Annotated in this window: 24 protein-coding genes; 14 read left to right on the top strand and 10 right to left on the bottom strand. The window is 73.7% G+C overall.

The window, feature by feature from the left end; translation table 11 throughout:
• Positions 1-6: 6 nt before the first annotated feature.
• Positions 7-3,693, bottom strand: coding sequence for a transcription-repair coupling factor (gene mfd / locus IF651_RS07635; RefSeq protein ID WP_191828522.1), 3,687 nt, complete (start codon positions 3,691-3,693; stop codon positions 7-9).
• Between the two features lie 161 nt (positions 3,694-3,854).
• Between mfd and lhgO the strand changes: the two genes are divergently transcribed.
• Genes lhgO through IF651_RS07650 form a run of 3 tightly spaced genes read left to right on the top strand, consistent with a single transcriptional unit; the run spans position 3,855 to position 6,063 of the window.
• The gene (gene lhgO / locus IF651_RS07640) at positions 3,855-5,126 is read left to right on the top strand and encodes an L-2-hydroxyglutarate oxidase (protein WP_338403834.1); all 1,272 of its coding nucleotides are present in this window, start codon (positions 3,855-3,857) and stop codon (positions 5,124-5,126) included.
• A 1-nt stretch (position 5,127) separates the two neighbouring features.
• Positions 5,128-5,778, top strand: a complete 651-nt coding sequence (locus tag IF651_RS18195; RefSeq protein ID WP_191828524.1) for a phosphatase PAP2 family protein — start codon at positions 5,128-5,130, stop codon at positions 5,776-5,778.
• A gap of 33 nt (positions 5,779-5,811) precedes the next feature.
• The gene (locus tag IF651_RS07650) at positions 5,812-6,063 is read left to right on the top strand and encodes a PqqD family protein (RefSeq protein WP_191828525.1); all 252 of its coding nucleotides are present in this window, start codon (positions 5,812-5,814) and stop codon (positions 6,061-6,063) included.
• Positions 6,064-6,070: 7 nt separating this feature from the next.
• Here the strand turns inward: IF651_RS07650 and IF651_RS07655 are convergent, their stop codons facing one another.
• From IF651_RS07655 to IF651_RS07680, 6 genes are all read right to left on the bottom strand, one after another.
• Positions 6,071-6,568 (bottom strand): lasso peptide biosynthesis B2 protein, encoded by a 498-nt coding sequence (locus IF651_RS07655; protein WP_191828526.1) that lies wholly within the window; start codon positions 6,566-6,568, stop codon positions 6,071-6,073.
• The gene (locus IF651_RS07660) at positions 6,565-7,734 is read right to left on the bottom strand and encodes an asparagine synthase-related protein (protein WP_191828527.1); all 1,170 of its coding nucleotides are present in this window, start codon (positions 7,732-7,734) and stop codon (positions 6,565-6,567) included. Before IF651_RS07660 ends, IF651_RS07655 begins: the two co-directional genes overlap by 4 nt.
• A 67-nt stretch (positions 7,735-7,801) precedes the next feature.
• On the bottom strand, positions 7,802-7,960 hold the full coding sequence (locus tag IF651_RS07665; RefSeq protein ID WP_191828528.1) for a lasso RiPP family leader peptide-containing protein: 159 nt from the start codon (positions 7,958-7,960) through the stop codon (positions 7,802-7,804).
• Between the two features lie 139 nt (positions 7,961-8,099).
• Positions 8,100-9,269, bottom strand: a complete 1,170-nt coding sequence (locus IF651_RS07670; RefSeq protein WP_191828529.1) for an asparagine synthase-related protein — start codon at positions 9,267-9,269, stop codon at positions 8,100-8,102.
• 2 nt (positions 9,270-9,271) lie between these two features.
• Positions 9,272-9,454 carry a hypothetical protein gene (locus tag IF651_RS07675; RefSeq protein ID WP_191828530.1) on the bottom strand — a complete coding sequence of 61 codons (183 nt, stop codon included), beginning with the start codon at positions 9,452-9,454 and terminating at the stop codon, positions 9,272-9,274.
• A gap of 169 nt (positions 9,455-9,623) precedes the next feature.
• Positions 9,624-10,781 (bottom strand): nucleotidyltransferase family protein, encoded by a 1,158-nt coding sequence (locus tag IF651_RS07680; RefSeq protein WP_191828531.1) that lies wholly within the window; start codon positions 10,779-10,781, stop codon positions 9,624-9,626.
• A gap of 205 nt (positions 10,782-10,986) precedes the next feature.
• Between IF651_RS07680 and IF651_RS07685 the strand changes: the two genes are divergently transcribed.
• Positions 10,987-12,855 carry an ABC transporter ATP-binding protein gene (locus IF651_RS07685; RefSeq protein WP_191828532.1) on the top strand — a complete coding sequence of 623 codons (1,869 nt, stop codon included), beginning with the start codon at positions 10,987-10,989 and terminating at the stop codon, positions 12,853-12,855.
• 10 nt (positions 12,856-12,865) lie between these two features.
• Here the strand turns inward: IF651_RS07685 and IF651_RS07690 are convergent, their stop codons facing one another.
• A complete protein-coding gene (locus tag IF651_RS07690) occupies positions 12,866-13,834 on the bottom strand; it encodes a phosphoenolpyruvate carboxykinase (ATP) (protein ID WP_191828533.1) in 969 nt (322 codons plus the stop codon).
• Positions 13,835-13,885: 51 nt separating this feature from the next.
• Positions 13,886-15,022: a glycosyltransferase family 4 protein gene (locus tag IF651_RS07695; protein ID WP_191828534.1), complete on the bottom strand. Its 1,137-nt coding sequence runs from the start codon at positions 15,020-15,022 to the stop codon at positions 13,886-13,888.
• A gap of 190 nt (positions 15,023-15,212) precedes the next feature.
• On the opposite strand from IF651_RS07695, the gene IF651_RS07700 reads away from it, so the two are divergent.
• Positions 15,213-16,265: a glycosyltransferase gene (locus IF651_RS07700; RefSeq protein ID WP_191828535.1), complete on the top strand. Its 1,053-nt coding sequence runs from the start codon at positions 15,213-15,215 to the stop codon at positions 16,263-16,265.
• On the opposite strand, the gene IF651_RS07705 is transcribed toward IF651_RS07700, so the two are convergent.
• Entirely contained in the window at positions 16,262-17,224 is a 963-nt protein-coding gene (locus IF651_RS07705) for a glycosyltransferase family 2 protein (RefSeq protein WP_191828536.1), read from the bottom strand. The two genes, IF651_RS07700 and IF651_RS07705, sit on opposite strands and share 4 nt — an antisense overlap.
• Before the next feature lie 178 nt (positions 17,225-17,402).
• On the opposite strand from IF651_RS07705, the gene IF651_RS07710 reads away from it, so the two are divergent.
• Genes IF651_RS07710 through IF651_RS07750 form a run of 9 tightly spaced genes read left to right on the top strand, consistent with a single transcriptional unit; the run spans position 17,403 to position 26,517 of the window.
• Positions 17,403-18,248 carry a hypothetical protein gene (locus tag IF651_RS07710; protein ID WP_191828537.1) on the top strand — a complete coding sequence of 282 codons (846 nt, stop codon included), beginning with the start codon at positions 17,403-17,405 and terminating at the stop codon, positions 18,246-18,248.
• A 55-nt stretch (positions 18,249-18,303) separates the two neighbouring features.
• Positions 18,304-19,518, top strand: coding sequence for an ABC transporter ATP-binding protein (locus tag IF651_RS07715; protein ID WP_206715235.1), 1,215 nt, complete (start codon positions 18,304-18,306; stop codon positions 19,516-19,518).
• A 16-nt stretch (positions 19,519-19,534) separates the two neighbouring features.
• Positions 19,535-20,353: an ABC transporter permease gene (locus IF651_RS07720; RefSeq protein ID WP_191828538.1), complete on the top strand. Its 819-nt coding sequence runs from the start codon at positions 19,535-19,537 to the stop codon at positions 20,351-20,353.
• Positions 20,343-21,305, top strand: a complete 963-nt coding sequence (locus tag IF651_RS07725; RefSeq protein WP_191828539.1) for a beta-1,6-N-acetylglucosaminyltransferase — start codon at positions 20,343-20,345, stop codon at positions 21,303-21,305. Before IF651_RS07720 ends, IF651_RS07725 begins: the two co-directional genes overlap by 11 nt.
• On the top strand, positions 21,302-22,246 hold the full coding sequence (locus IF651_RS07730) for a glycosyltransferase (protein ID WP_191828540.1): 945 nt from the start codon (positions 21,302-21,304) through the stop codon (positions 22,244-22,246). Before IF651_RS07725 ends, IF651_RS07730 begins: the two co-directional genes overlap by 4 nt.
• Positions 22,243-23,436, top strand: coding sequence for a glycosyltransferase family 4 protein (locus IF651_RS07735; RefSeq protein WP_191828541.1), 1,194 nt, complete (start codon positions 22,243-22,245; stop codon positions 23,434-23,436). Before IF651_RS07730 ends, IF651_RS07735 begins: the two co-directional genes overlap by 4 nt.
• Positions 23,433-24,572 (top strand): glycosyltransferase, encoded by a 1,140-nt coding sequence (locus IF651_RS07740; RefSeq protein ID WP_191828542.1) that lies wholly within the window; start codon positions 23,433-23,435, stop codon positions 24,570-24,572. Before IF651_RS07735 ends, IF651_RS07740 begins: the two co-directional genes overlap by 4 nt.
• A complete protein-coding gene (locus IF651_RS07745; RefSeq protein ID WP_191828543.1) occupies positions 24,569-25,711 on the top strand; it encodes a glycosyltransferase family 4 protein in 1,143 nt (380 codons plus the stop codon). Before IF651_RS07740 ends, IF651_RS07745 begins: the two co-directional genes overlap by 4 nt.
• A complete protein-coding gene (locus tag IF651_RS07750; protein ID WP_191828544.1) occupies positions 25,708-26,517 on the top strand; it encodes a polysaccharide deacetylase family protein in 810 nt (269 codons plus the stop codon). Before IF651_RS07745 ends, IF651_RS07750 begins: the two co-directional genes overlap by 4 nt.

Raw genomic sequence — 26,517 nt, forward strand, 5'->3', positions numbered from 1 at the left:
GCTCGCTCAGGTCCCGACCCGGGCCGCCGCGCTCACGTCCCCGAGGACGACGGCGTCGATGAGCTGACGTGCCCAGGCCAGCACCTCGGGCCCCCGCAGCGCGCGGCCGCCGATGCGGGCCGTCGTCGGGAAGGGCACGAGGAACGCCCGGATCGCGGGCTTGAGGAGCGTGCCCGGGTAGAGCCGCTTGAGCCGCAGCTGCGCGGACTCGGCGAGATCGACGGGGGCGAACCGGATGAACTTGCCCTGTGCAGTGACGTCGGTGAGCCCGGCGCGGCGCGCGTGGTTGCGGAAGTCCGCGACGTCGAACAGCGCGGACGCGACGTCGGGCAGCGCGCCGTACCGGTCGACGAGCTCTGCGCGCACCTCGGCGAGCTGCGGCTCGTCGGTCGCCGTGGCGATCTTGCGGTAGGCCTCGAGGCGCAGCCGCTCGGTCGCGATGTAGGACTCGGGCAGGTGAGCGTCGACCGGGAGCTCGATGGAGATCTCGGGCTGCTCCTCGTCGCCGTCGCCCCGGAAGTTCGCGACGGCCTCGCCGACCATGCGCACGTACAGGTCGAACCCGACGCCGGCGATGTGCCCCGACTGCTCGCCGCCCAGCAGGTTGCCCGCGCCGCGGATCTCGAGGTCCTTCATCGCGACCTGCATGCCCGAGCCGAGGTCGGTGTGGGCCGCGATGGTCGCGAGGCGGTCGTGCGCGGTCTCGGTCATGGGCTTCTCGGGCGGGTAGAGGAAGTAGGCGTAGGCGCGCTCGCGACCGCGGCCGACGCGGCCGCGCAGCTGGTGGAGCTGCGAGAGCCCGAGCATGTCGGCGCGCTCGAGGATGAGGGTGTTGGCGTTGGAGATGTCGAGGCCGGTCTCGATGATCGTCGTGCAGACGAGGACGTCGAGCTCCTTCTCCCAGAACGCACGGATCACCTGGTCGAGCTGGTTCTCGCTCATCTTGCCGTGCGCGACGCCCACCCGGGCCTCCGGCACGAGCTCGCGGAGCCGGGCGGCCGTGCGGTCGATCGTCTCGACCTTGTTGTGCACGTAGAACACCTGACCCTCGCGCAGCAGCTCACGGCGCAGCGCGGCGGAGATCTGCTTCTCCTCGTACGCCCCGACGTACGTGAGCACCGGGTGGCGCTCCTCGGGCGGGGTCGCGAGCGTCGACATCTCGCGGATGCCCGTGACGGCCATCTCGAGCGTGCGCGGGATAGGGGTCGCGGACATCGCGAGGACGTCGACGTTGGTGCGCAGCTGCTTGAGCGTCTCCTTGTGCTCGACGCCGAACCGCTGCTCCTCGTCGATGATCACGAGGCCGAGGTCCTTGAACCGGATGCTGCCCGTGATGAGGCGGTGCGTGCCGATGACGACGTCGACCGTGCCGTCACCCAGCCCCGCGACGACCTCCTGCGACTCCTTCACGGTCTGGAACCGCGACAGTGCCCTGACCGACACGGGGAAGCCGGCGTACCGCTCGGAGAACGTCTCGAAGTGCTGCTGGACGAGCAGCGTCGTCGGCACGAGGATCGCGACCTGCTTGCCCTCCTGCACGGCCTTGAACGCGGCGCGGATCGCGATCTCCGTCTTGCCGTAGCCGACGTCCCCGCACACGAGCCGGTCCATCGGGACCGTCTTCTCCATGTCGGCCTTGACCTCGTCGATCGTCGCGAGCTGGTCGGGCGTCTCGACGTACGCGAACGCGTCCTCGAGCTCGCGCTGCCACGGCGTGTCCGGGCCGAACGCGTAGCCCTCGGTCGCCATCCGCGCCGAGTACAGCCGGATCAGCTCGCTCGCGATCTCCCGGACGTGCTTGCGCGCGCGCGACTTCGTCTTCTGCCAGTCCGAGCCGCCCATCTTGTTCAGGCTCGGCGACTCCCCGCCGGTGTACTTGGTGACCTGGTCGAGCTGGTCCATCGGGACGAAGAGCCGGTCCCCCGGCTGACCGCGCTTGGAGGCCGAGTACTCGATGACCAGGTACTCGCGCGTCGCCGCGTTGCCGCCCGTACCGAGCGTGCGCTGCACGAGCTCGACGAACCGCCCCACGCCGTGCTGCTCGTGCACCACGAAGTCCCCCGCCTTGAGCTGCAGCGGGTCGACGACGTTGCGCCGTCGCGACGGCATCTTGCGCATGTCGCGCGTACCCGTCCCGGCGCGGCCCGTGAGGTCGGCCTCGGAGAAGACGGCGAGGCGCAGCTCGGGGGCGACGAACCCCTTGCCGACCATCGCGGGCGTCACGGAGACGACGCCGCCCTCCGGCTCGTCGTCCAGCCGCGCCACGAGCCGGGCCGGGGTGTCGGCCTCGCCGAGCTGCTCGACCATGCGCTGGGCCTGGCCGTGCCCCTCCGTCGTGAGCACGAGGCGCCAGCCCGCGTGCTGCAGCCCGCGCAGGTCGTCGAGCGCGCGCGAGATGTCGCCCCGGTAGGACTCGACGTCCCGTGCCCCGATCGTGAACGTCGGTACCCCGTCGGCGCTCTCGCCCACGTGGGAGCGGCTCGTGCCCGACGACGCGCCACCCGCCGAGGTCTCCTCGGGGGCCACGTCCAGGTCCGGGTTGTCGAGCGCGAACGACGACATCGTCCACCAGCCGAGCCCGCGGCGCTGCGCGACGGCGCGCACCTCGGCGAACGTCTCGAACGACGCGGCGGACAGGTCGATCGGCGCGTTCCCGCCCGCGACCGCGCCGGTCCAGGCGGCGGCGAGGAACTCCTCGGTCGTCGCGACGAGGTCGTGCGCCCGACGCCGGACCCGCTCCGCGTCGTCGACCACGAGCAGCGCGTCGTCGGGCACGAGCTCGAGCACCGGGACCATGCGGTCCACGAGCGCCGGCGCGAGGGACTCCATGCCCTCGACGGCCACACCGCCCGCGATCTTGTCGAGCATCTCCACCGCGCCCGGCAGGTGCTCCACGAGCGCGGCGGCCCGCTCGCGCACCGGCTCCGTGAGCAGGATCTCGCGGCACGGCGGCGCCCACAGCCCGTGCTGGGCGATCTCGAGGCTGCGCTGGTCGGCGACCGCGAACCAGCGGATCTCGGACACCTCGTCGCCCCAGAACTCGACCCGCAGCGGGTGGTCCTCCGTCGGCGGGAACACGTCGAGGATCCCGCCGCGCACGGCGAACTCGCCCCGCCGCTCGACCATGTCCACACGCGTGTACGCGGCCGCGACGAGGCGCTCGGCGACGTCCGTGAGGTCCGCGGTGGCGCCGTCGTGCAGCTCGACCGGGACCAGCTCGCCCAGGCCGTCCACGACCGGCTGCAGCAGCGCGCGCACCGGCAGGACGAGGACGCGGATCGGCCCCGTCGGACCGATGTCGGCATCCGGGTGCGCGAGCCGGCGGAACACCGCGATGCGCTTGGCGACCGTGTCCGCGCGCGGGGAGAGCCGCTCGTGCGGCAGGGTCTCCCAGCTCGGCAGGACGGCGACGACGTCGCCCAGCTCGTCGGGCAGGTAGGCCCGCACGCTCGCGGCGAGCTCGTCGGCGTCACGGCCCGTGGCCGTGACCACCACGAGCGGGCGCGAGCCCGACGCCGCGGTCCCCGGCTCGCGGCCCGACGTCGCCCGCGCGCCCGCCATCGCCGCGAGCAGCGGGGGGCGCGACCCGGACGGGCCGACGACGTCCGCCTCGCCCCGCGCACGCACGTGCTCGACGACGGCCGCCGCGGCCGGGTCGGCGAGCAGCGCGGGGAGGATGCCGGTGAGGTTCATGGGGCGCGGGTCCTTCGGGAACGGGCGACGGGGGCAGCGCGAGACGTCCGATGCGGGAGAACCACCGATCGGGCGGGCTCGGACGAGCAGGAGCCAGCGTACGCCGGGCCGGTGACAGGTCGGGCGCCGCACGCCGGGGCCCGGAATCACCCGCCGTGCGCATGGTCACTGCGAGCGCCGGCGCACTAGCCTCGGACGAGGACCGCGCAGCGCGAGGAGAGCGACGCATGAAGGTTGTGGTGGTGGGCGCCGGCATCGTCGGGCTCGCGACGGCCGCGCGGCTCGCGGCCCGCGGCGACGAGGTCGTGGTCGTCGAGAAGGAGGACGACGTCGCCCGGCACCAGACGGGCCGCAACTCCGGGGTCATCCATTCCGGTCTCTACTACCGCCCGGGCAGCCTCAAGGCGCGGCTCGGGCGAGCGGGCGCGGAGTCGATGAGCTTGTTCGCCCGCGAGCACGGCGTCGCCGTCGAGACGTGCGGCAAGCTCGTCGTGGCGGTGGACGAGGGCGAGCGGGCGCGGCTGGACGTCCTCGCCGAGCGCGCGGTCGCCAACGGCGTGCCGGCGCGGCGCGTCTCCACCGCCGAGGCACGCGAGCACGAGCCCGAGGTGTCGTGCGTCGCCGCGCTGCGGGTCGAGTCGACGGGGATCGTCGACTATCGCGGCGTGTGCGGGGTCCTGGCCGACCAGGTGCGCGCGGCCGGGGGCCGGCTGCGCACCGGGACACGCGTCATGGGCGTGACCCACGACACCACGGGCCTGCGCGTCCAGGTCACAGGTCGCGACGGGGACGAGATGGTGCGCGCCGACGCCATGGTCGCGTGCGCGGGTCTGTACGCCGACCGCCTCGCCCGGACGTGCGGCGTCCGGGTCGACGCCCGCATCGTCCCGTTCCGCGGCGAGTACTTCGAGCTCACGCCCGACGCGGCGGAGCGTGTCCATGGCCTGATCTACCCGGTCCCCGACCCCCGGTTCCCGTTCCTCGGTGTCCACCTGACGCGGATGGTCCACGGCGGCGTGCACGCCGGACCGAACGCGGTGCTCGCACTCGCCCGGGAGGGCTACACCTGGCGCGACGTGTCGCTGCGTGACCTGCGCGACGAGCTGTCGTGGCCCGGTCTGTGGCGTCTCGGCGCGCGCAACCTCGTCCCCGGCGCGAGAGAGGTGGCCCGTTCGGCGTCGCGGCGGCTCTTCGCGGCGTCGCTCGCCCGGCTCGTCCCGGGGATCGGTCCCGAGGACCTCGTCCCGGCGCCGGCCGGCGTGCGGGCCCAGGCGCTCGCGCGCGACGGCTCGCTCGTCGACGACTTCCTGATCGCGCGCGGTCCGCGCCAGGTGCACGTGATCAACGCGCCCTCCCCCGCGGCGACGGCGTCGCTGGAGATCGCGCGCCACCTCGTCGACGAGCTCGACCGTGGCCTCGTCCGCGGTGCCTGACGTGAGGACCGCGACGGCGCGGCGCACCCGTGTCCCGTGGGACCTCGTCGGCGTCGGCGTGTTCGCCCTCGGGTTCGTCGTCCTGTACCTCGTCGCCGTGCGGACGTACGTCGGCCAAGAGGTCGACGTCGCAGGGTTCGCCTCGTTCCAGGGCTTCCCGTACGGGGTGCAGCTCGTCGCGGCGCTCGTGCGTGCGGTGCTGCCGGCGGTGCTCGTCCTGCTGTGCGTCGTCCTCGGCGTGGTGGCCCTGGTCCGACGCCGGTGGCTGGCCGTCACGCTCGCGACCGGGCTCGTCCTCGTCGCGGTGCCGCTCTCCGGCTGGCTGCGGGACGTCGCCCTGACCCGGCCGTTCCTCGGTGACCTCGGGTACACGCACAACACCTTGCCCTCGGGCCACGTGACCGCGGCCGCGGCCCTCTCCGTGGCCGCGGTGCTGCTGTGGCCGTGGGCGACGCGTCCGGCGGCGCTCACCGCCGGGGCGTTGATCACCATGGCGTGCGTCGCATCCGTGATCGGGCATGCCCATCGACCCAGCGACGTCGTCGCCTCGGTCCTGCTCGTCGGTGCCCTGGGCGGCACCGCCGCGGCGGTGCTGCGCCGGCGGGAGGACCGTTTTCATCCTCGCCCGGCACGGGACGCGCCGGTAGCCTGAACCGGCCGGACGGCCCGGCGGACGGAGGACGAGATGCAGATCCGCACCGACGGTGTGACCTGGCAGGAGATCGACGGCGAGCTGGTCCTGCTGGACCTCGAGCGTTCCGTCTACCTGACGACCAACGCCAGCGGCGCGCTGCTGACCAAGCTGCTCGTCGAGGACCGCAGTCTCGACGACCTCGCCGACGCCCTCGTCGCCCAGTTCGAGATCCAGCGTGACGACGCGCTGCGTGACGCGCAGGCGTTCGTGGACGAGCTCGTCGAGCACCAGCTGCTCCGCTGACTCCGGCTCAGGAGACTCCGGCGGGCAACCGCTCGAATCCGACGGGCGGGCGCGCCAGGACGTGGAAGTCGTCGATCGTCCACCCCTCGACCTCGATCCACGCGTGCGCGGCGACGGCGCCGCCCCGCTTCGCGACGCCGAGGACCAGCCGAGGCGCCCGCCGGCGCAGGACGTGGCCGACGAGGAGCGACTGCCGCAAGCACGTCCCGTCGACCCCGGGGACGGACAGCACCCGGCGCGCGTCCTCGACGCCGACCCGCTCGCGAACGCTCAGCTCGAGCGGCGCCGGACGATCGGTGGCCGGTGTCGCCGACGACGCGGGCGTCGGTGGCGCGTCGGCCAGCGGCACGCCTGCCCACCCCGAGACGCGTGGCAGACGCGCCGTCCGGACGCCGATCTCGATCGCGACGACGAGCCCCGCCGTCCGGACGAGGCCCGGCCACCGGGAGAGCGGCACTCGTCGTGCCCCGCGCGCCAGCCGACGCAGCGTCGTCACGGCGCTCATGCCGTGGTCCGGGTGGTCCGTGGGGCGGTCGCGAGCCACGCCGCATGGACGAGGAACTGGGCAGAGGGCAGCGCATCTCCCAACCACTCGCGCCGCAGGCGCTCGACGTCGACGAGCTCGGGGTCCACACCGCTACCGTCCCACGAGGCGGCGAAGTCGCGCTCGCGGTCGCCCCAGCGGGAGGAGTTGAAGCGCGCCTTGGTCGAGCGTGCCAGGACATCGTCGGGCAGCAGGTCGGCGCCGAGGCGGCGGAACGTGTCCGTCCGACCACGGAACCCCCGTGCGCCGCCGTCCGCCGCGAGCGCCGCCACGAACGACTCGTCCGCGAGGGGGTGGCTGAGCGTCACGCCCTGCTCCGCGGCGCCTGCGACGATGTTGTGCAGCGCGATGACCGAGCCGCGGCGCTCCATGAGCGCGCGCTTGGCCGCGTCCCAACGCAACGGCCCGCGCGCCTCGACCGACTCGCGGACGAGGGCCCGGAGCGCTCGCGGCCGGAGCCAGGGCGCCGCGTCGTGCAGACCGTCCCCGTGCAGGAGGCGCCACCGTGCGAGGGTCGACGGCTCGAGCGCCCCGATCGCGGCCCGCACGAGTGCGCGCGACGGCCGCCGGCGGGAGGAAGCGAGGAGGTGCAGGGGCGTCCCGCGCACCGGGGCCAGCACGCCGTCACCGGCCTCGCCCGTGAGCACGTACACGCCGTGGCCGAGCCCGTCGAACAGCATCGGCTGGCTCTGCACCGCGGCGGGCCACACGAGGCCCCGCCGTGCGAGGGATCCCACCGAGACGTCGCCCAGGAGACTTCGCTCGGCACGAACCTCGATCACGATGCGCTCCGTCAGGCGGAGATGCCCGAGGACGCGGGCCTGCCACTCGCTCTCGTCGGCCTCGGGCATCCCCGGGTACACCGCCGTGACCGGGACGGGAAGCGGAAGACCCTCCCTGCGTGCGACCGCGGTCGCGACCGCGAGGACGAGGGAGGAGTCGCGCCCCCCGGAGAACAGCACGCGGCAGGAACCGGTACGGAGCGCGGGGAGAACGGAACGCTCGAGCGCGGCGCGCGCGGAGCCGACGACGGTCGCCCGCAGCGCGTGCTCGGACGTGCCGACAGGAGCAGAGAGCGCGACCTCGAACGGAGTGAGCCGCCGGAACGGGTCGGGACGGTCGTCCACAGGTCAACCTCGAGATCGGGTGCTGCTGCGCGACGCCGTGCCAGACGGCGCCGCGCAGCACAGGTGGTCAGCTCAGGTCACTGCCGTCGTCGTCGCCGGAGCCGGGGAGCGGGATCTTGTGCCCGTAGAAGTACGCCTCGTCCTGGTACTCGCGCCAGGTGTCCCACCCGAGCGTCAGTCCGCGCACGGAGCCGACACGCGAGATCTTGGGTGCCTCGTAAGCCATCGTTTCCTCCTCTCACGATGTCGTGCTCGTCATCACGGTCGGTGACCGGACGGCCTTTCACCTCGCCGCAGGCGATCGTTTCCAGCAATCGTGAGCGTAGGCCCGATCGTTTGCGGCGAGAACCTTTCCGGGGTGTATTTCACCCGGGTGACCGGCTGGCCCCTCCCGAGCCGATCCAGGCCGCGTGCAGCAGCAGCTCTGCGGCCGCGGGAGGTGCGGTCGTCGCCCAGGATGCGCGCAGCACGTCGTGGTCGACGAGGTCCCGGTCGATGCCCGACCCGTCCCAGCTCCGTGCGAACGCCCGTTCCTCGGGCCCCCACCGCGTCGCGTTGAACCAGGCCTTGGACGTGCGTGCGAGGACCGCGTCGGGAAGCAGGTCCGCGGCGAGGCGACGCATCACGTCCGTGCGACCGGCGAAGCCCCAGGCGCCGCCGTCCACGGCGAGCGCCCCGACGAACCGTGGGTCGACCAGCGGGTGGACGTAGCGGACGTCGTGCTCGCGCGCGACGACCGACAGGTTGTTCAGGACGACGTGCGTCGCCCGCGAGCCGAGCAGACCGTGCACGGCACGGTCCCAGCGCAACGGCGACGTGTCGTCGGCGGCGAGCCGCGACGCTGCCTCGCTCGCGGCGTCCTGGCGCAACCACTCGGGCAGGGCGTCGCGGTACCGGCCACGGGGGAGCGTGCGGACCGGCCGGAGGGCGCCCGCGACCTCGCGGAGCAGACGTCGGGTCGGCAGGGCAGGTGTCGCGAGGCGACGCCGCAGGAGGTACAGGGGCGTGCCGCGACGCCGGTTGAGGACGTCGTCGCCGCCTTCGCCGGTCAGCAGGTACCCTCCCGTGGCCTGGGCGAGCCGCACACCGTCGACCTGGGCCACGGCGGGGAACACGAGACCACGACTCGCGAGGCCGGCACGTGCGGCCTCTCCGAGCAGGCGCATCTCGTCCGTCACCCGCACGACGACGCGCTCGCGAAGACCGAGGTGGGCCAGCACGAGCTCCTGCCACTCCGTCTCATCAGCCCCCGCGACCCCAGGGAATGTCAGGGTGAGGGGCACGGGGAGCGGGAGGCCGTCGCGCCGGGCGACGTGGGCGGCGACCGCCAGCACCAGCGACGAGTCCCGCCCGCCCGAGAAACCGACGAACGTCGGCGCCGCTGCGAGCGACTCGCGGACGACCGCCTCGAGAACGGCGCGCGCCCCTCCGGTACGGGGTATCTGAGGGGCGCGCGTGCGTCCGAAGACCCACCCGCTCGCGATCTCGAGATCGTCGACACGGAGGAGGTCAGGATGATGACCCGGAAGGGTCACTTCTAGGACAGCGGGTCGCCGGGTCCGCAGCCGGGCTTCCAGTCGCCGCTCCCGTCTGCCAGGCCAGGCAGCTGGTTGGGCAGGGTGTTGTCGGCGCCGTGCCCGTACTTGCAGTTCTGCGGGTAGCCGAGGGTCAGGCCCTGGACCGTTCCCACGGAGGTGATCGAGGGCGGTGAGTACATCATGAGCCACCGACCTTTCTATCGGGTCGCCCGGAGGCGAGGGATCCGTCGCACGCGGCTGCGCCCGACCTCGATGAGAATACCGGCGCCGAGGGCGTGACCCGGGGGCCCGTGCAACATTCCACCCGCAGCGGTGGAAAGTTCACCCGAACGGGCTGGACGGCCGTCCAGGTCAGCTCGACCGAGAAGTTTCCGTGACCGAGCGGAAGTAGTCCCGCCTCGCCTGCCCGTCCGGCACGTCGACCTGCAGCGGGCGACGCTCGTCCAGCCCTGCGTCGTGCTGACGGCCTGCACGCCGCGCGGCGAGGTGGTGGCGGGCGAGGACTCCCGCGCTGTCGAGCACCCCGCGGCGTGCCGCGGAGTACTCGTTGCCGCCGAGCGCCGGGTCTCCGGGAAGCCCGGGGAAGGGCCGACGGGCGTCGCGCAACCCGGTCAGCCGGACCCAGGCGGGAGCCGGACCGCGCGGTACCCGGTCCGACGGGAGTCCGAGCACCCGGTGCACGCGCGCGAGGACCGACCGGACGCCGAGCCAGGTCCCCGCCGCGCGCGAGCGACGTTCGAGCTCGGCGACGTCGACCTGGCCGTGCTCGAGCGCGAAGCGGACGTCCGCGAGCCACATGAGCCGGTTGGCGCCGGCCTGCGCCGCGTGGAAGGCGAGGTGGAGCACCGTGTCGACGGGATCGAGCGTGGGCACCGCGCGTCCTCCCACCTCGACGTGGCGGCGCCGTCCGAGCATGGCGTCGATGTCGAGGGGGAACGCGCGCCGCAGCTCCGCCGGGACGGCGACGTGCCAGTGCAGGTCGAGCGGTGTCCCGGCGGGGGTCAGCATCGCGAGCTCCGCGCGGCCGGTGCGCCGGATCTCCGGCCAGTTCCGGTCGAGCAGACGGACCCCGCGCTCCTGCAGCGCCGCCACCGCGTCCTCGAACCGGTGCGGCGCGACCACGAGGTCGACGTCGTAGTACTCGCGCATGTTCACGACGGGCCAGATCGCTCCGGCGAGCACCGGACCCTTCACGACGACCCACGGGACCGCGGCCGCGTCCAGGACCGCGCCCGCACCGGCCACGTCCGCGAGCGCCCGCAGGTGCCGCATGAGCTGGTCGTGCTTGGCCTGCTCGAGGGCTGCGCGCCAGCCTGCCGGCTCGTCCGGCCACGCGCGCGTCACGCGCTCGACGGCAGGCGTCACGCGGTGCAGCCGGCCGGCTGCGACCACGTCCTCGGGCGAGGTGCCGCGCAGCCCCGGCGGGCACGACGTCCCGGCGTCCTCGCGGACGGCGTCGATCAGCAGCCGGGCGAGCGGTCGCAGCGTCGTGTCGTCCTGCGCCGTCACCGCCGTCCTGCCTCCCCTCGGTCGACCGCCGTGCGTCAGGTCGTCGTTCCGTCGCGCACCGGCCGCGAGCGACAGTACCGCGCGACGTCGGCGGTGCGGTGCCCCGTGGCGAGGTTTCACCCGACGCAGCGCTCCTGCGTGTGGTCGGGCGCTGAGACACTGGCGAAGCGGTCGGCAGGACCGTGCGACGCGAGGAGGATCTGCCATGGCAGGCGACGGCGAGACGTTCGTCGACCCGCTCGACCTGCGGGTGCGCGAGCGCAACCAGCGGCGTTCGTTCCGCCGCGGCGCCACGCTGGTCGCGCGCAGCACGTCCCTGGTCTGGAGCTCGGGTCGCTGGTTGTTCCTCGCGCTCGCCGCCCTCCAGCTCGTCGGAGCCGTCCTGCTCGCCGGACAGGTGCTGGTGGTCGAACGCTTTCTCAATGCCGTCGTCGACCTGTCCGAGGGCGGCAGCATGCAGGGCCTCGTCGGACCGGTCGCGGCCCTCGCCGTCCTCATGGGCGCGGCAGCGCTGGTCGGCAGCGTCCAGGGCTCGATCCGCCGGTTCCTCGCCGACTCCGTCGCGCGACGGACCTGGCAGCAGGTCCTCGCGGTCGCGACGCGCGTGAGCCTGCGGCAGTTCGAGTCCCCCGCGTTCTACGACTCGCTGCAGCGGGTCAGCGCGAACGCCGCGAGCCGTCCACTGCAGGTGACGCAGGCGCTCCTCGGCGCGTTCGGCAGCGCCGCGGTCACCGTGACGGTGGGGTTGACGCTCGCTGCCATCCATCCCGCGCTCCTCGGGCTGCTCGTCCTCGGTGGGCTGCCGCTGCTGCTCACGAACCGGCGCGAGAGCCGGTTGGAGTTCGACTTCTCCGTCCGTCAGACCTACCCGGCGCGCGAGCGGGGCTACCTGTCGATCGTCCTCACGGGCCGCAACGAGGCGAAGGAGATCCGCGCCTTCGGGCTCGGCCGCACGCTGCGCCGCAGGTTCGACGGGTTGTACGGGCGGTACCAGGAGGACCTGGCCGTCCACCTGCGGCGCCGGACACTCCTGAGCGTCGTGGGGAACCTCGCCTCGGCTCTCGTCCTCGCGGTGACGCTGTTCTTCGTCGTCTGGCTCATCGCGCAGGGCGAGATGACGGTGGCACAGGCGGGTGCGGCCATCGTCGCGATCCGCATGCTGCAGGGCCAGGTCGCGACCCTGCTCGGGTCGGTGCAGTCCATCTTCGAGGCAGGGCTCTTCCTCGACGACGTCGACGCGTTCATGGAGCTGGGCCCGTCCGCGGACTCCCTCGAGGCCGGCGACCCGGCCCCCGAGTCGTTCGCGGAGATCCACGCGCAGGACGTGGGCTTCACGTACCCGGGCAGCGACGTGCCCGCGCTGCGCGGGGTCGACGTGACGATCCGGCGCGGCGAGGTGGTGGCGCTCGTCGGGGAGAACGGGTCCGGGAAGACGACGCTCGCGAAGATCCTCGCGGGGCTCTACGACGCCGACGACGGCGCCGTCCGGTGGGACGGCCGCGACACGCGCACCCTGGACCGCTCGACCGTGCGCGAGCGCGTGGCGCCGATCTTCCAGGACTTCGTCCGGTACGCGTTCTCGGCGCGCGACAACGTCGAGGTCGGGGACGTTGAGGCGCCCGGCGACGACGACCGCGTCCGCGCCGCCGCGGGCCGTGCGGGTGCCGACGGCTTCCTGTCCGCGCTCCCCCAGGGGTACGACACGATGCTCTCGCGCCTCTTCCGGGGCGGGCGCGACCTGTCCGGCGGGCAGTGGCAGCGGGTGGCCATCGCCCGCGCGTTCTACCGCGACGCGCCCTTGATCATCCTCGACGAGCCGACGGCGTCGCTCGACCCGCGGGGCGAGCACGACCTCTTCGAGTCCCTGCGGGACGTGCTCGCCGGGCGCACGGCGGTGTTCATCTCGCACCGCTTCTCGTCGGTGCGGTCCGCGGACCGCATCTACGTGCTCGACGAGGGCAGCGTCGCCGAGCACGGCACGCACGACGAGCTGATGGCCCGGGGCGGGCTGTACGCCGACCTGTTCACGCTGCAGGCGGACGCCTACCTCGACCCGGGGCGGTCGACGCCCTGACCCCGGCAGCTCAGACGTCGAGCTCGGCGAGGAGCCGTTCAGCGAGGTCCGGCGCGAACGGCGGGCCCCAGGGCACGCGTGCCCGGTAGACGGGCACGCTGCGCGCGATCTGGGCGACCTGGGCGAAGTGCCGGTCGACCACCGTCTTGTCCTTCCACCCGAGCAACCGCGCGTAGGTGATGAGCGCGAACACCGCGACGGTCGGCTCGATCCGCTCCACGTCGAGCTCGGCGTGCTCCCGGTCGGGCCAGGGGACGACGATCGCGGCCAGGGGCAGCGCGTCGTCGGCACCCGCGCCGAGCCGCAGGACCTGCCGCGCGTCCGCGCTGGTGCGCACGGCGGGATCCTCGCCCTCGAACCGGCCGACGAGCTCGTCCGCACCCTTGCGCAGGCGCAGCTCGCTCGCCCCGAGCCGGACGGAGGGCGTGCCGTCGAGGTCGACGCGCAGGACGTCGTCGGTGATCACCGAGCCGCCCGCGGCGCACAGCAGCGTCGCCATCGTCGACTTCCCCATGCCGGACGCGCCGACGAACGCGACGGCCCGACCCCCGATGTCGACCGCGCTGCCGTGCAGGACCGCGACACCGCGCAGGTAGAGCTGGAAGGACAGCACGGCCCCGGTGACGAGGATGGCGGCGACGCCCGGGTCCGCTCCCGCACGCAGATGGACGTGGACCGTGGCGAGGTCGGCCGAGACGTGCACGTCGCACGTGCGGTGGAAGCGCAGCAGGTAGTCCCCCGATGCCCGCTCGAAGAACGTGTAGAACGCCCGGTCGCCGTCGGCGTAGTCGAGGAGGGTCCGGGCGTCCGCCGGTTCCGAGGCGTCCACGATCTCGTCGCCCCACCGCACCGTCACGTCGACCGGCTCGGCCGGGTCCGCAGGTCGGTCCTGGTGCAGCGGCAGCTCGGACACCACGTGCAGGCCGTACAGCCGGACGTGCTCCCACCCGGCCTCGCCGACCCCGACCCTGTGCGTCACGGCGTCAGGCTAGCCGCCGCGGGTGCCGCCACCACGGCCCGCCGGCGAAGTTCACCCTCTGGCCGGGTAGAGCGCGGCGTACGCCGCGGCGACCCGGTCCCAGCTGTACCGGCCGGCCTCGGCGCGGCCCTGCGAACCGAGCCGGTCCGCGAGCGGACGGTCGTGCACCACGCGCTCGAGCGCGTGCGCGAGCGCACCGGCGTCCTCGGGGTCGACCAGGAGTCCCGTGCGCGCCTCGTCGACGAACTCGGGCGGCCCTCCCCTCGAGGTGACGACCACCGGAACGCCCGCGCGCCATCCCTCGAGCACCACGATCCCGAACGCCTCGACGCGGCTCGGTACGACGAGCGCCTGCGCGGCGGCCACCGTCGTGACGATCTCAGGACGCGAGAGCCGCCCGGGCAGCACGACACGATCCGCGAGGCCGGCCCGGTCGACCTGCTGCCGCAGCGGCTCCAGCTCCGGGCCGTCGCCGCCGAGGACGAGGCGCACGTCCTCGGGCAGGTCCGCCCGCGCGAAGGCCTCCAGCAGCAGGTCGAAGCCCTTGGTGCGCACGACCCGCCCGACGGCGAGGAGGTAGCGGTCCGGGAGCCACGACGGGCGGGCTCCGCCCGCCTCGTCGAGGTCGATCCCGTTGGGCACGACCGTCCCCGCGCCGGGCGTGAGGTCGAACCGCCGCTCCAGGTCGGTCAGCGCGTAGCCCGAGCAGGCCGTGACGGCGGACGCCTCGGCGAGCGAGCGGCGCAGGGCTGCGCGCAGGAGCGCCGACGTGTCGAACGCGTCGTGCGCGTCCATGAAGGTCTCTCCGTGTCCTGTCACCACGAGCGGCGTCCGCGTGAGCGCGGAGAGCCCGTGGGCCCACACGCCCTGCGGGCCGTAGCAGTGCACGTGCAGCACGTCCGGTCGATCCGCCCGGTACGCCGCGCGCCACGCACCCAGCGCGCCGGGTGCGTGGCGGACGAGGTCGACGACGGACCCCACGTTGCGCGCCGGCATCGGGGTCGGGAGGTAGCGGACAGGGATGCCGTCCAGGTCGTGCGGGACTTCTTCGTCGCCCTGGTCCACCGACCACACGGCGACGCGGTGCCCGGCGTCCCGCAACGCGTGCGCGACGTGCCGCACGTGCTCCTCGACGCCCCCGGCCCGGGGCAGGAACGAGCTGGTGACGAGGGCGACCGCGGTCGTCATGAGCCTCCTTCGGGGGGTGGCGGACCCTGGAAGCGTAGGCGCCCGTTCCCTCGCCTCACGGGTGAAATCGGGCCTCGGGTCCCGGCGTGGCGGGTGAACCCCGGCCCTGACCGTGGGCCACCAGGCCGCGCTCCCCGACAATGAGGGTCCGCGGACGACGGTCTGCCGGACGACGGACGGGAGGTGCGGGGTGCCACGACTGACGCTGGCGACCATCGCCGTGGGCGTGCCCATGGGACAGCAGGTCTACGAGCGTGAGGTCTCGCGACGCGCGCAGTCCGCGCTGGGCCCGGACGTCGACGTCGGCCGCTCGGTGACGCGGTCGCTGCGCTCCCCGCTCCCCGGGACCGCACGCCTGCCGCACTGGGTGCTGCGCGAGGCGCCCGCCGGGGTCCGTCGCGCCGTCGGGGCGCTGATGTACCCGGGCGCCGACGTGGTGCACCGCATGGGCCTGTCCCTCCCGCCGGCCCGGGTCCCGGAGATCGTCACCGTGCACGACACGGTCGCGTGGCGGTTCCCCGACGAGTCCGCGCCCGAGCCCTTCGCCGCCGAGGAGACGCGGCGCGCACGCGCCGTCGTGTCCGTCTCGCAGTTCGCCGCCGACGACGTCGCGGAGCGCCTCGGCCTGGACCACGTGCACGTGGTCCACAACGGCGTCGACGACCGGTTCTTCGAGGCCCTGCCCCTGTCCCCGGGCGCGCTGCACGACCTCGGGGTCGACGGCCCGTACGTCCTGCACGCAGGGGGGTCGTCGACCCGCAAGAACCTCGAAGGTCTCGCCGCGGCGTGGCCGTCCGTCCGCAGCGCCCACCCGGACGTCACGCTGGTCCTCAGCGGTCCGCCGTCGGAGCGCCGGGACCGGCTCTTCGGCGCGCTCGACGGCGCCGTGCGCGTCGGCCTCGTGCCGGACGAGCGGCTTCCGGGTCTCGTCGCCGGGGCCCGGGCCGTCGTCGTCCCGTCGATCTACGAGGGTTTCGGGCTGCCCGCGCTCGAGGCGATGGCGGTCGGGGTCCCCGTGGTCGCTGCCGCACGCTCCTCCCTGCCGGAGGTCTGCGGCGACGCGGGGATCCTCGTCGAGCCCGACGGCGCGGGGCTCGCGGACGGTCTCGTCCACGCCCTGACCCGTGACGAGGGCGTGGACGCCGGTGTCGAGCGAGGGCTCGCCCGCGCGCGTCTGTTCACGTGGGACGCGAGCGCCGCCGCACACGCGTCCGTGTGGCGCGAGGTGCTGGCGCGTACCTAGCGGGTGGTGCCCCGCGCCGCGGCCGGCAGGGTCATCGCTCGCCCGAGGCCGACGAGCATCCCGGCGAAGGTCGACACCGAGCGCAGCAGCCCGTTCGCCACCCCGCGCACGACCGAGCCCTCACGGGTCCGCAGCCGCCCGAAGGCCCGGGCCGCGTAGGCGATCTCGCCGCCCGCGGCGCGCAGCGACACCAGCAGGTACCGCCGGAAGTGCGTGTCGCGGATCCCCACGGTGGCGCCGAGGAGCACGAGGTGGTTGCGCTGTGCGTAGTACGAGTACCGGAGGTCGAACCGTCGGCCCTTCGCGTACGGACCGGCGACGTGCCTGACCTCGGCGGCGGGCGTGTAGACGACCCTGTCCCCTCGCATACGCATCCTGAGGACCGCATCGGTCTCCTCCCGCAAGCACGTCCCGGGATAGATGTCCCGGATCCCTCCGACCTCGTCGAGCGCGGCCCGGCGCACGGACATGTTCGCGCCCAGCAGGTGGTCGACGTCGACGTCGTGGCCGGGATCCGCGGCGAAGAAGCCCGTCAGGGTCCCGTCGGGGAGGAACCTGCCCACCTGGTCCGCGCCCTCGAGCTCCTCCCCCGGCTCCCCGTTGGCTGCCCGGCCGCCCACGGCGGAGACAGCGGGGTCCCCGTACGGCACCAGGAGCGCTGCCAACCAGCCGGGGCTCGCGTAGGCGTCGTCGTCGACGAAGGCGATCACGTCCGTCGTGGTCGCGGCCACGCCGATCTGCCGCGAGCCCGCGGTGTGGCCCGCGCCGAGGTCGTTGCGCAGGTAGTGCACGCCCTCGGCGGCCTCGACGACGGCTCGCGACTCGGACCCGGTGGACGCGTCCACGACGACGATCGCGTCGGCGGGCGGCACCTGACCCGCCAGGTGCTCGAGGCAGGTGCGCAGGTGCTCCGGCCGGTTGTACGTCGGGATGACGACGGAGACGGTGGGGCTCGGCATGCACCGAAGGTATCCGTCCCCGGTCCCGCTGGCAGCAGAGCACGTGCAGACTTCACCCGCGGTCACGCGGCCTACGAGAGCTCCCGTGCCGGATTTCACCCGAACGACGACGCACGGCGCCAGTACGCTCGGCGCGGGCGGTAGACGAGTGAGCGGTACCAGCGGACCGGGAGCGACCATGACCGAGATCGATGCGTTCATCATCGCCTGGACCGGGCGTGGCGAGTCCGCGCGGACCGTCGCGACCGCGATCGAGCCTGTGGTGCGGAGCCTCACGGTCGTCTACTCCAACCAGGACGACGAGCGGTGGGACGGTCCTGGTGAGTGGGTCGCCGTGCCCGACGACTGGTTCTACGGACCCAAGTTCGCCGAGACGCTGCGGCGCCAGCTCGAGCGGGACGATCCCGGGGTGATGCTGCAGGTCCAGGCGGACGCGACGTGCGAGGACTGGCCGGCGCTCGTCACCCGTTGCGCCGAGACGTTCGGGTCGCGCGAACGGCTCGCGGTCTGGGCTCCGGACGTCAGCTTCACGCCGCTGCCGCTGCGGGTCACCCACCTGGCCGACGCGGGGCAGCACCTGCACCACGTCGCGCTCGTGGACGGCATCGTCTGGGCTCTGTCGGCCGACGCCGTCGTCCGGCTCGCGCGCCATGACTACGGCATCAACAACGTCGGCTGGGGCATCGACTGGGCGGCCGCGTGCTACGCCCGCGCGACCGGACGCGAGGTCCTGCTCGACTCGACGGTGCACGTGACGCACCCTGCCTCGCGGGGGTACCGCACCGACGACGCCGAGAAGCAGATGGAGACCTTCCTCGACCAGCTCGACGACGACGAGCAGGCCGCACGCGAGCTGGTCGGCGGGTTCCTCGCACCGCGCAGGTCCGCACGCCCGGTGCGGGACGGACTGCGCGAGGCGCTGAAGCACCGGGTCCACGTGCTGCGGGCCCGGGTCGCCGACGCCCGGGCGGGATCTCGGGAGGACGAGCGCCGCCAGGTCCCCGGCACGGTCGGCGGACCGTGACAATTCACCCCGTCCACCGTGGTCCCGGCCCGCACGCACGACCTACTGTGGTCGCGTGACGTCCACACCGCCCGCCATCCATCTGTCCGGGGTCGGCAAGACCTACCGGATCGGTGCCTCGGGCGACCGTCCCGCGACCGCTGCCGAGGCTGCGCTGAAGCGTCTGCGGCACCCCCGCGCCGCCAGGTCGTGGAGCACGTTCGACGCGCTCGACGGCATCACCTTCGACGTGGCCCAGGGCGAGGCGCTCGGCATCGTCGGACGCAACGGGGCCGGGAAGTCCACCCTGCTGAAGATCCTCACCAGGATCACGGCCCCGACCCGCGGGCGCATCGAGATGCGCGGGCGCGTCGGGAGCCTGCTCGAGGTCGGCACGGGCTTCCACCCGGAGCTCACAGGGCGCGAGAACATCTATCTCAACGGTGCGCTGCTCGGCATGACACGTCAGGAGATCCGGCGCCGGTTCGACGAGATCGTCGACTTCTCCGGCGTGGAGAAGTTCCTCGAGACCCCCGTCAAGCGGTACTCGTCGGGCATGTACGTCCGGCTCGCGTTCGCCGTCGCAGCGCACCTGGACACGGAGATCCTCGCGATCGACGAGGTGCTCGCGGTCGGGGACGCGGAGTTCCAGCGCAAGTCGCTCGCCAAGATGCGCGACGCCGCGCAGCACGGGCGCACCGTCCTGTACGTCAGCCACCAGGTCCAGACCGTCCAGGCGCTGTGCACCTCCGCCGTGCTGCTCGACCGCGGGCGGCTCCTGCACCACGGGAGCGTCGAGTCCACCCTGCACGAGTACCGGGCCAGCTTCGAGAGCTTCGCGCTCGCGCAGGCCGACCCGTCGAACCGCGGTGGGTCCGGCCAGCTCCGGTTCACGGACGTCGTCGTCGAGGACCTCTACACGACGTCGGACGCCGACAAGTCGGTCGAGTTCGAAGTCGGACCCAATCCTGACGTGCCCGGGCAGTACTACGTGTCCTGCCACGTCAACGACGAGAACGGCACCGTCATCGCGCAGTGCGACTCGCGTCTGGTCGGCATGTGGCTCGATCCGGCGACGGCCCAGCGCGGACGCCTCGTCATCAAGAACCTGTGGCTCAAGCCCGGCCGCTACACCATCGACATGTTCGTCTGCCAGGCCGGAGTGCTCGACGCGTGGGAGGGTGCGGCCCAGATCGAGGTGCTGCCCGACCTCCCCTACCCGGAGCTGGCCGAGGCGGACGGGATCGGACGCGGCGTGATCCACGCCGACTTCGCCTACGAGCAGTACTGAGAGGCACTGAGGACAGATGCAGACGACCGTCATCAACCCGCCCGGCCGGCTCAACTTCCCGCGCTGGCGCGAGCTGTGGACGTCGCGCGAGGTCCTCGTGCGCTTCGCCCAGCGCGACCTCATCCTTCGCTACCGCCAGACGGCGCTCGGTGTCGCCTGGGTCCTCATCCAGCCGCTCGCCGCCGCAGGAATCTTCACGGTCGTCTTCGGCGAGGTCGCGAACCTGTCGAGCGGCGACGTGCCCTACATCGTCTTCAGCCTCGCGGGCATGCTCGCCTGGGGTCTGTTCAGCGGCATCGCGACGCGGTCGGCGGCGTCCCTGGTCGGCAACCAGGCGCTCGTGTCCAAGGTGTTCTTCCCTCGCCTCCTCGTCCCGCTGTCGACCGTCGCGTCGGTGGCGGTGGACTTCCTCGTGGGGCTCGTGCTCGCCGTCGTCCTGCTGTTCGTCTTCGGCATCAACCCCGGCTGGGCGGTGCTGACGCTGCCCGTCTGGGCCGTCCTGACCGCGCTGCTCGGCGCCGGGATCGGGATCGCCGCCTCCGCGCTCATGGTCCGGTACCGGGACGTGGGCTACGTGCTGCCGTGGTTCTTCCAGATCCTGCTGTACGCGAGCCCCGTGGCGTACGCGCTGTCCGAGGTCCCCGAGAACCTCAAGCCGCTCTTCGCGGCCAACCCCGTCACGTGGCTCCTGGAGTCGTTCCGCTGGTCCTTGCTCGGCACGCCCGCGCCTCCGGCCTGGCAGATGATCGCGCTCGCCGTGGTCGCCCCCGTGGTCTTCCTCGCGGGGGTGCTGGTCTTCCAGTCGCTCGAGCGCGAGTTCGCCGATGTCATCTGACCAGCCGGCACCGTTCGCGTACCTCGTCCTGGGCCATCGCAGGCCGGCACAGGTCTCCCGGCTCGTCCGACGCGTGCTGGAGCTCAGCCCGGGCGCGACGGTCCTCGTCCACTGGGACGCGTCGTCACAGGAGCCGCCGCCCGCCGACCTGCCCGACGGTGCGACCGTGATCGGCCACCGGGTCCGGACCCGGTGGGGAGACTGGTCGCTCGTCGAGGCGACCCTGGCTCTGCTCTCGGCCGGTCAACGGGCCGGGTGCGGCTGGTCGGTCCTCGTCTCGGGCGAGGACTGGCCGGTGCGCGACCTCACCGAGTTCGAGCACGAGGTCCGGACGAGCGGTGCCGACGCGCTGCTCCGCTCCCGCCCCGTCGAGCGGTCCCGTTCCGAGGACGGCGACCACCCGCTCGCCTGGGACGAGACCCGGCGGTACGGGGCGCGCTGGACGATGCTGCCGCGGCCACGGCTCGCCGTGCCTGCCCGCGTCCTCGACGCGGTCGTGCGCAGGCTGGAGAGGCGCGCAGGCCGACACGAGCGGTACCCCGCGGTCATGAACTTCTGGGGACGTGGCTACGCCGTCGCGCTCCGCGACGCACCGTTCCCCGTCCCGGGCTGGACGCTGCACAAGGGCGAGCAGTGGATGGCCCTCGGGCCGGCCGCGCGCACCGCTGCGCTCGACGCGCCACGCGCCGTCGTGCGCCACTTCACCCGCACGCTCGTCCCCGACGAGTCGTTCCTGCACTCCGTCGTCCACAACACGACCGGGCTCCGGGTGAAGGACCGACCGACCACGTACGCGCCGTGGGAGAGGTTCGACCGCCGCCCCCACCTCGTGCTCCGTCCCGAGGACCTGGAGTCCGCGCGCGGGTCCGGGGCCGCCTTCGCCCGCAAGGTCGGGGACGGCCCTCTCGGCGCGATCACCGAGGACCTCGACCGGCTCGTGGGGTCGCGGTGAGCGGCGTGGACGTCTCGGTCGTCGTGTGCACGCGCAACCGGGCCGCGCGGCTCGGCCGGACGCTGGCGAGCGTCCGCCTCGCGCTCGACCTCGCCGAGGAGGCCGGCCTCGCCACCGAGCTCGTCGTCGTCGACAACGGGTCCGACGACGGGACCGCGGAGGTCGTCAGCACGCTCGCCGCGCAGGACGCGCGCCTACGCTACGTCCACGAGCCCGTGGCGGGGATCGGACGAGCCCGCAACGCCGGTGCCCGCGCGGCGACGGGCGCGATCGTCGCCTACACCGACGATGACGTCGTGGTCCCCCCGCACTGGCTGCTCGCCGTCACCGCGCCGATACGGTCCGGCACTGCGGACGTCGTCGCCGGTGGTGTCCGCATGGCCGACGACCTCGAGCGACCGTGGATGACGGACGAGCTGCGCGCCTCCTACTACGCCCACGTGCCCGAGCCGCCCGAGATCTCCCCGTGCCCCATGGGTGCGAACATGGCGGTCGCCCGGACGGTGCTCGACCGCCTCGCGTTCGACCCGATGCTCGGCACCCCGCGCTACCCGGGTTCCGAGGACGTCGTGCTCTACGTGCAGGCGCTCGAGGCCGGCTTCCGCGTCCGCGGCGTGCCCGACGCGACCGTCCTGCACCACTTCGCGCCGGACCGGCTCGACGCCACCAGGCTCGGGACCCAGGCCGAGGGCTACGGGAGGTGCGACGCCTTTCTCTACCACCACTGGTTGCACACGCGGCTGCGCGGTCAGCGCGCCCGGGTCGGCGCGCACCGTGCCCAGCTCGTCCTCCGGCGCGCTACCGCCCGCGACGGGTTCGACGAGAGGCTTCTCCGAGCACGGCGCGAGCTCGCCTTCCACCGCGAGATGCTGCGGCTGCGCGGCACCCCTCGGCGCTACGACGAGCGCGGCCTCGACCTGCACGCGGAGGCCGAGCGATGAGCACGCCGTCGCGGGTCGCGCTCGTCAACAACTCGCGCGAGACGTTCACGCCGACGGTGAGCGGCGCGATCGCGACGTGCCTGTGGGAGCTGCTGCGCACCGAGCAGGGCTCGCTCCGTGTCGACCGGGTCGTCACCCGCCCAGCCGCCGCACCCACGTACCCCACGCCCGTCGTGGAGGTCGTCCGACCGCACCCGCACCCGTTCGCGGACCGGCGTGCCGGTCGCGCGCTCCGTCGTCTCTCCGGGTGGGCGCACGCCGACCAGGCATCGTACGCGCGGCTCGTCGGTGCCACGCTGCGCCGCTCACCCGCCGACACCGCCGTGTGCAGCAACGACCCCGAGGTCGCCGTCCACCTCGCCCGCGTGCTGACCGACACCCAGGTGGTCCACTGGTTCCACAACCTCGAGGTTGCCGGCGACCGCTGGCGGCGCGCCTACGCGGCGCTCCACGGCTCACGCGTGCGCACCGTCGCGGTCAGCGCCTACCTCGCGCGCGCCGTCGAGCAGGTCTACCGCCTGTCGCCGGGGAGCGTCGGCGTGGCCCGCAACGGCGTGGACGCAGGACGGTTCACCCCGGGCGCGGCGCCCGGGCTCGACGACGAGGAGCGCGCCCTCACGGTGGCCCACCTCGGCCGCGTCGCCGTCGAGAAGGGCCTCGACGTCTTCCTGGACGCCGCAGAGGTCCTCCAGCGCCGGGGCGTCGAGCTGACGGTCCTCGTCATCGGGGACACGAACTGGGGGTTCTCCGACGGCGGCCCGTTCGGCACGGCCGTCGCCGAGCGGGTCGCGGCCCTGCGCGCCGGCGGAGTCGACGTGCGGACGACGGGCCACGTCGCGCGCGCCGACCTGCCCGACGTCCTGCGCCGCGCCGACGTCCAGGTGCTCGCCTCGCGCTGGGACGAGCCGTGCGCGCTCACCGTCCTCGAGGGCATGGCCACCGGGCTGCCGTTCGTCGCGTCCGCGACGGGCGGGACGCCGGAGCTCGTCGGCGACGCCGGTCTGCTCGTCCCCCGCGAGTCGCCGGTGGCGCTCGCCGACGCCCTGGAGCGGCTGCTGCGGGACAGGCCGGCGCGGGATCGGCTGGGGGGTGCCGCGCGGGCACGCGCCGAAGAGTTCACGTGGGACCGGACGTGGTCCGCCCTCGTCGACGGCCTCCCGTCGGCGCCGGACCCGGAGGTCGCCGTATGAACGAGCCGACGACGTTCGTCCTTCCTGCCGACGAGCCGTTCGTCCGGCAGGGTGCTGGTGCCGTCGCCAGGGTCACCGCACACCTGGCAAGCGGTCTCCAGGGTTGGGGCCGGCCGGTCCAGGTCGTCTCACCCCGACTGGACGGACCTGTGCTGCTCGACGACGTCCCTGTGACGGCGACCGCGTGGGGCCCCTCGGCCTCGCTCCCCGTCCGCGTGGCCCGGCGCCTGGCACGTGTCGTACGTCGTTCCCCGGTCGACCCGCATCATCGCTACCGCGAGCAGGTCATCGCCGTAGCGCCGCCCGGGACCCTCGTCGTGCACAACGACGCGCGACTCGCCCAGATGCTCGCGGCTCGCGGGCGGAACGTCTTGCTGTGGCTCCACAACCTCGTCGTCGACGACGCCGTCGCCGAGGCTGCGCACGCCTGCCGGCTGGTCGCCGTGAGCGACTACGTCCGGCACTGGACGTTCGAGCGCCACGGTGTGCCGCTCGACAGGATCGACGTCGTCCCCAACGGCGTCGACCTGGATCTCTTCCACCCACGCTCCGGCGAGCGCGAGGACGGACCTCTACGGGTGGTCCTGCACGCACGGATCGACCCCAACAAGGGCCAGCTCGTCGCGGCGCGTGCGGTCGCCTCGCTGCGCGCGCGCGGCGTCCCGGTCGATCTCGCCGTCGCGGGGGCGCTGCGGACGTTCGGCATGGACCCGGCGCGGGTCGTCACCTACCGGGCGGAGCTGACCGCCGCAATACGTTCCGCCGGTGGGCGCCTCCTCGGTGAGGTACCGCACGACGCAGTGCCGGGCCTGCTGCGCGACCACGACGTCGCGCTCGCGCTGACCTCGGTGCCCGAGCCCTTCTCGTTGGCCGCGCTCGAGGCGATGGCAACGGGGTGCGCGGTCGTCGCCGTGCCGGCCGGCGGCCTTGCCGAGGTCGTCGGCGACGCGGCACGGCTTGTCGAGCCCTCCGTCGGCGAGGTCGCCGAGGCGATCGCCGAGCTCGCGAAGGATCCCGCTCTGCGCGCCGACCTCGGCCGCCGGGCGCGGAAGCGGGCCGAGGCGTTCGGCTGGGAGGCGTCCGTCGCGGCCCTCGTGAGGGTGCTCGACGCCGAGGGCGGGGTCCGGGCAGCATGACGGGGCCGCGCCTGGGCGAGGTGCACCTCCTGACCCCTGGGGACCACTACTCCCCCCGCACCGGTTCGGCGGTCCCGACGGTCGTGCACGGGCTCGCCTCGGCGTCCGCCCGCCGCCCGACGGTGCTCGTGGCGCGTGGAACGTATCCCGACCGTTACGCGAGCGCCGACGTCGTCGAGTACGACCAGGCACCGGTCCCCCCGCGCGCGGCGAGAGCCGCCGACGCGGGGCTCGGGCGGCTCGGTCTTCCCCGGCCCGCGGCACGTCGAGAGCTGGGCGCCGCCCTCTCGGGGCAGGAGCGATGGGCGCCCTCGGTGGTCCTCGCGCACAACGCTCCCCAGCTCGTGCCGCTCGTGAGGGGCCCGCACGTCCCGGTGCTGTACGCGCACAACGACCTGCTGCGCACCTATGGCCGAGCCGAGATCCGCCGAACCCTCGACCGCGCAGGCGCGATCGTGTGCGTCAGCACGTACCTCGCCGACCATGTGCGCGAGCAGGTCGGCCCCCGGCTCGCCGAGCGGGTCGTCGTCGTCCGCAACGGGGTTGACGTCGAGCAGTTCCGGCCACGTGCGGCCCCACGGGACGACGACGAGCTGCACGTCCTGTTCGTCGGAAGAGTGGTCCCGGAGAAGGGCGTGCACGTGCTCGTGGAGGCACTCGCGCGGCTCGACCGGACCGATGTCCGTGCGACTGTCGTCGGGTCGCAGGGCTTCGACGCCGCGGCCGGTCCGTCACCCTACGAGCAGTCGCTGCGCGCCCGGGCGGGGGTGCTCGGCCACCGGGTGTCGTTCCTGCCGTTCCAGGGGCGCTCCCGGGTCGTCGCGCTCATGCAGGACGCGGACGTCGTCGTCGTCCCGTCGGTCTGGTCCGAGCCGAGCGGTCTGACCGTGCTCGAGGGCATGGCCTCCGGTGCAGCGGTGGTGGCGAGCTCCGTGGGAGGCATCCCCGAGCTCGCCGGGGACGGTGCCCGCCTCGTCCCGCCCGATGACCCGGCGGCGGTCGCGGAGGTGATCGAGCTCCTCGCGACCGATCGCGCCGAGCTCGCGCGCGCCCGGACCGCCGCTCGGGCGTGGGCCGAGGCCAACTCCTGGGACCGGGCGCGTCACGATCTCGACGCGGCGCTGCGGAGCACCTCATGAGCATCGAGGCCGGCCCGGGGGGTCGTCGCGACCGCGTCGTGCGGCGTCGCTACCTCACGGACCGGGTGGTGCCCGAGCCCCGTGGACGTGGTGAGCGGGTTGCGGACGCGGTGCTGGCCGCCGCACTGGGCCCGGTGCTTCCCGCCTTCCGGGCCAGGAACCCGCTGGACCGGGTCGTGGTCACCTACGACGACGGCCCGCACCCGGAGCACACCCCGCGGATCCTCGACGTGCTCGCAGAGCACCGGACCCGCGCGACCTTCTTCGTGCTCGCCGGTCCTGCTCGCCGGCATCCCCACGTCGTGCGTCGCGCGGTCGCCGAGGGCCACGAGATCGCGCTGCACGGCGCCGACCACGGACGCCTGACGCGGCTGTCGACACGCGCGGCGGTCTCGTCCGTGCTCGGTGCGCGCCGCGCGGTCGAGGACGTCGCCCAGGTCCCCGTGCGATTCTTCCGCCCTCCGTACGGGGCGAGCACCCTGCGCGTCAACGCCGCCCTTCGTGCCCGAGGCCTCGACGTCGTCCTCTGGACGGCCGAGGCGAAGGACTGGCTGCACGACGACGAGCACACGCTCGCGCAGAACGCGCTGGCAACCCTTCGACCGGGCGCGTTCCTCCTGCTGCACGACGACCGCGCCGACCCGGAGCTGGCCACGGAGCCCGCAGAGCTGCCGCACTTCGACCGTGCCGAGGTCCTGCGAGGGGTGCTGACCGGTATGGCCGCGGCCGGTCTGCGGGCGGCGACGGTCGGAGACGTGCGACCCGGCGGCGTGCTGCGCAGCTACGGACCCGATCTCGTGCGCTGA

This window comes from Cellulosimicrobium arenosum (assembly GCF_014837295.1).
GTDB classification, from domain to species: Bacteria; Actinomycetota; Actinomycetes; order Actinomycetales; family Cellulomonadaceae; genus Cellulosimicrobium; species Cellulosimicrobium arenosum.

Excerpts from the sequence above, each read along its gene's own strand:
- IF651_RS07735 (WP_191828541.1), top strand. The coding sequence starts at position 22,243 with ATGAGCACGCCGTCGCGGGTCGCGCTCGTCAACAACTCGCGCGAGACG.
- lhgO (WP_338403834.1), top strand. The coding sequence starts at position 3,855 with ATGGTCACTGCGAGCGCCGGCGCACTAGCCTCGGACGAGGACCGCGCA.
- IF651_RS07695 (WP_191828534.1), bottom strand. The coding sequence starts at position 15,022 with ATGACGACCGCGGTCGCCCTCGTCACCAGCTCGTTCCTGCCCCGGGCC.
- IF651_RS07750 (WP_191828544.1), top strand. The coding sequence starts at position 25,708 with ATGAGCATCGAGGCCGGCCCGGGGGGTCGTCGCGACCGCGTCGTGCGG.
- IF651_RS07665 (WP_191828528.1), bottom strand. The coding sequence starts at position 7,960 with ATGGCTTACGAGGCACCCAAGATCTCGCGTGTCGGCTCCGTGCGCGGA.
- IF651_RS07705 (WP_191828536.1), bottom strand. The coding sequence starts at position 17,224 with ATGCCGAGCCCCACCGTCTCCGTCGTCATCCCGACGTACAACCGGCCG.
- mfd (WP_191828522.1), bottom strand. The coding sequence starts at position 3,693 with ATGAACCTCACCGGCATCCTCCCCGCGCTGCTCGCCGACCCGGCCGCG.
- IF651_RS07675 (WP_191828530.1), bottom strand. The coding sequence starts at position 9,454 with ATGATGTACTCACCGCCCTCGATCACCTCCGTGGGAACGGTCCAGGGC.
- IF651_RS07710 (WP_191828537.1), top strand. The coding sequence starts at position 17,403 with ATGACCGAGATCGATGCGTTCATCATCGCCTGGACCGGGCGTGGCGAG.
- IF651_RS07685 (WP_191828532.1), top strand. The coding sequence starts at position 10,987 with ATGGCAGGCGACGGCGAGACGTTCGTCGACCCGCTCGACCTGCGGGTG.
- IF651_RS07720 (WP_191828538.1), top strand. The coding sequence starts at position 19,535 with ATGCAGACGACCGTCATCAACCCGCCCGGCCGGCTCAACTTCCCGCGC.
- IF651_RS07655 (WP_191828526.1), bottom strand. The coding sequence starts at position 6,568 with ATGAGCGCCGTGACGACGCTGCGTCGGCTGGCGCGCGGGGCACGACGA.
- IF651_RS07745 (WP_191828543.1), top strand. The coding sequence starts at position 24,569 with ATGACGGGGCCGCGCCTGGGCGAGGTGCACCTCCTGACCCCTGGGGAC.
- IF651_RS07650 (WP_191828525.1), top strand. The coding sequence starts at position 5,812 with ATGCAGATCCGCACCGACGGTGTGACCTGGCAGGAGATCGACGGCGAG.
- IF651_RS07725 (WP_191828539.1), top strand. The coding sequence starts at position 20,343 with ATGTCATCTGACCAGCCGGCACCGTTCGCGTACCTCGTCCTGGGCCAT.
- IF651_RS07740 (WP_191828542.1), top strand. The coding sequence starts at position 23,433 with ATGAACGAGCCGACGACGTTCGTCCTTCCTGCCGACGAGCCGTTCGTC.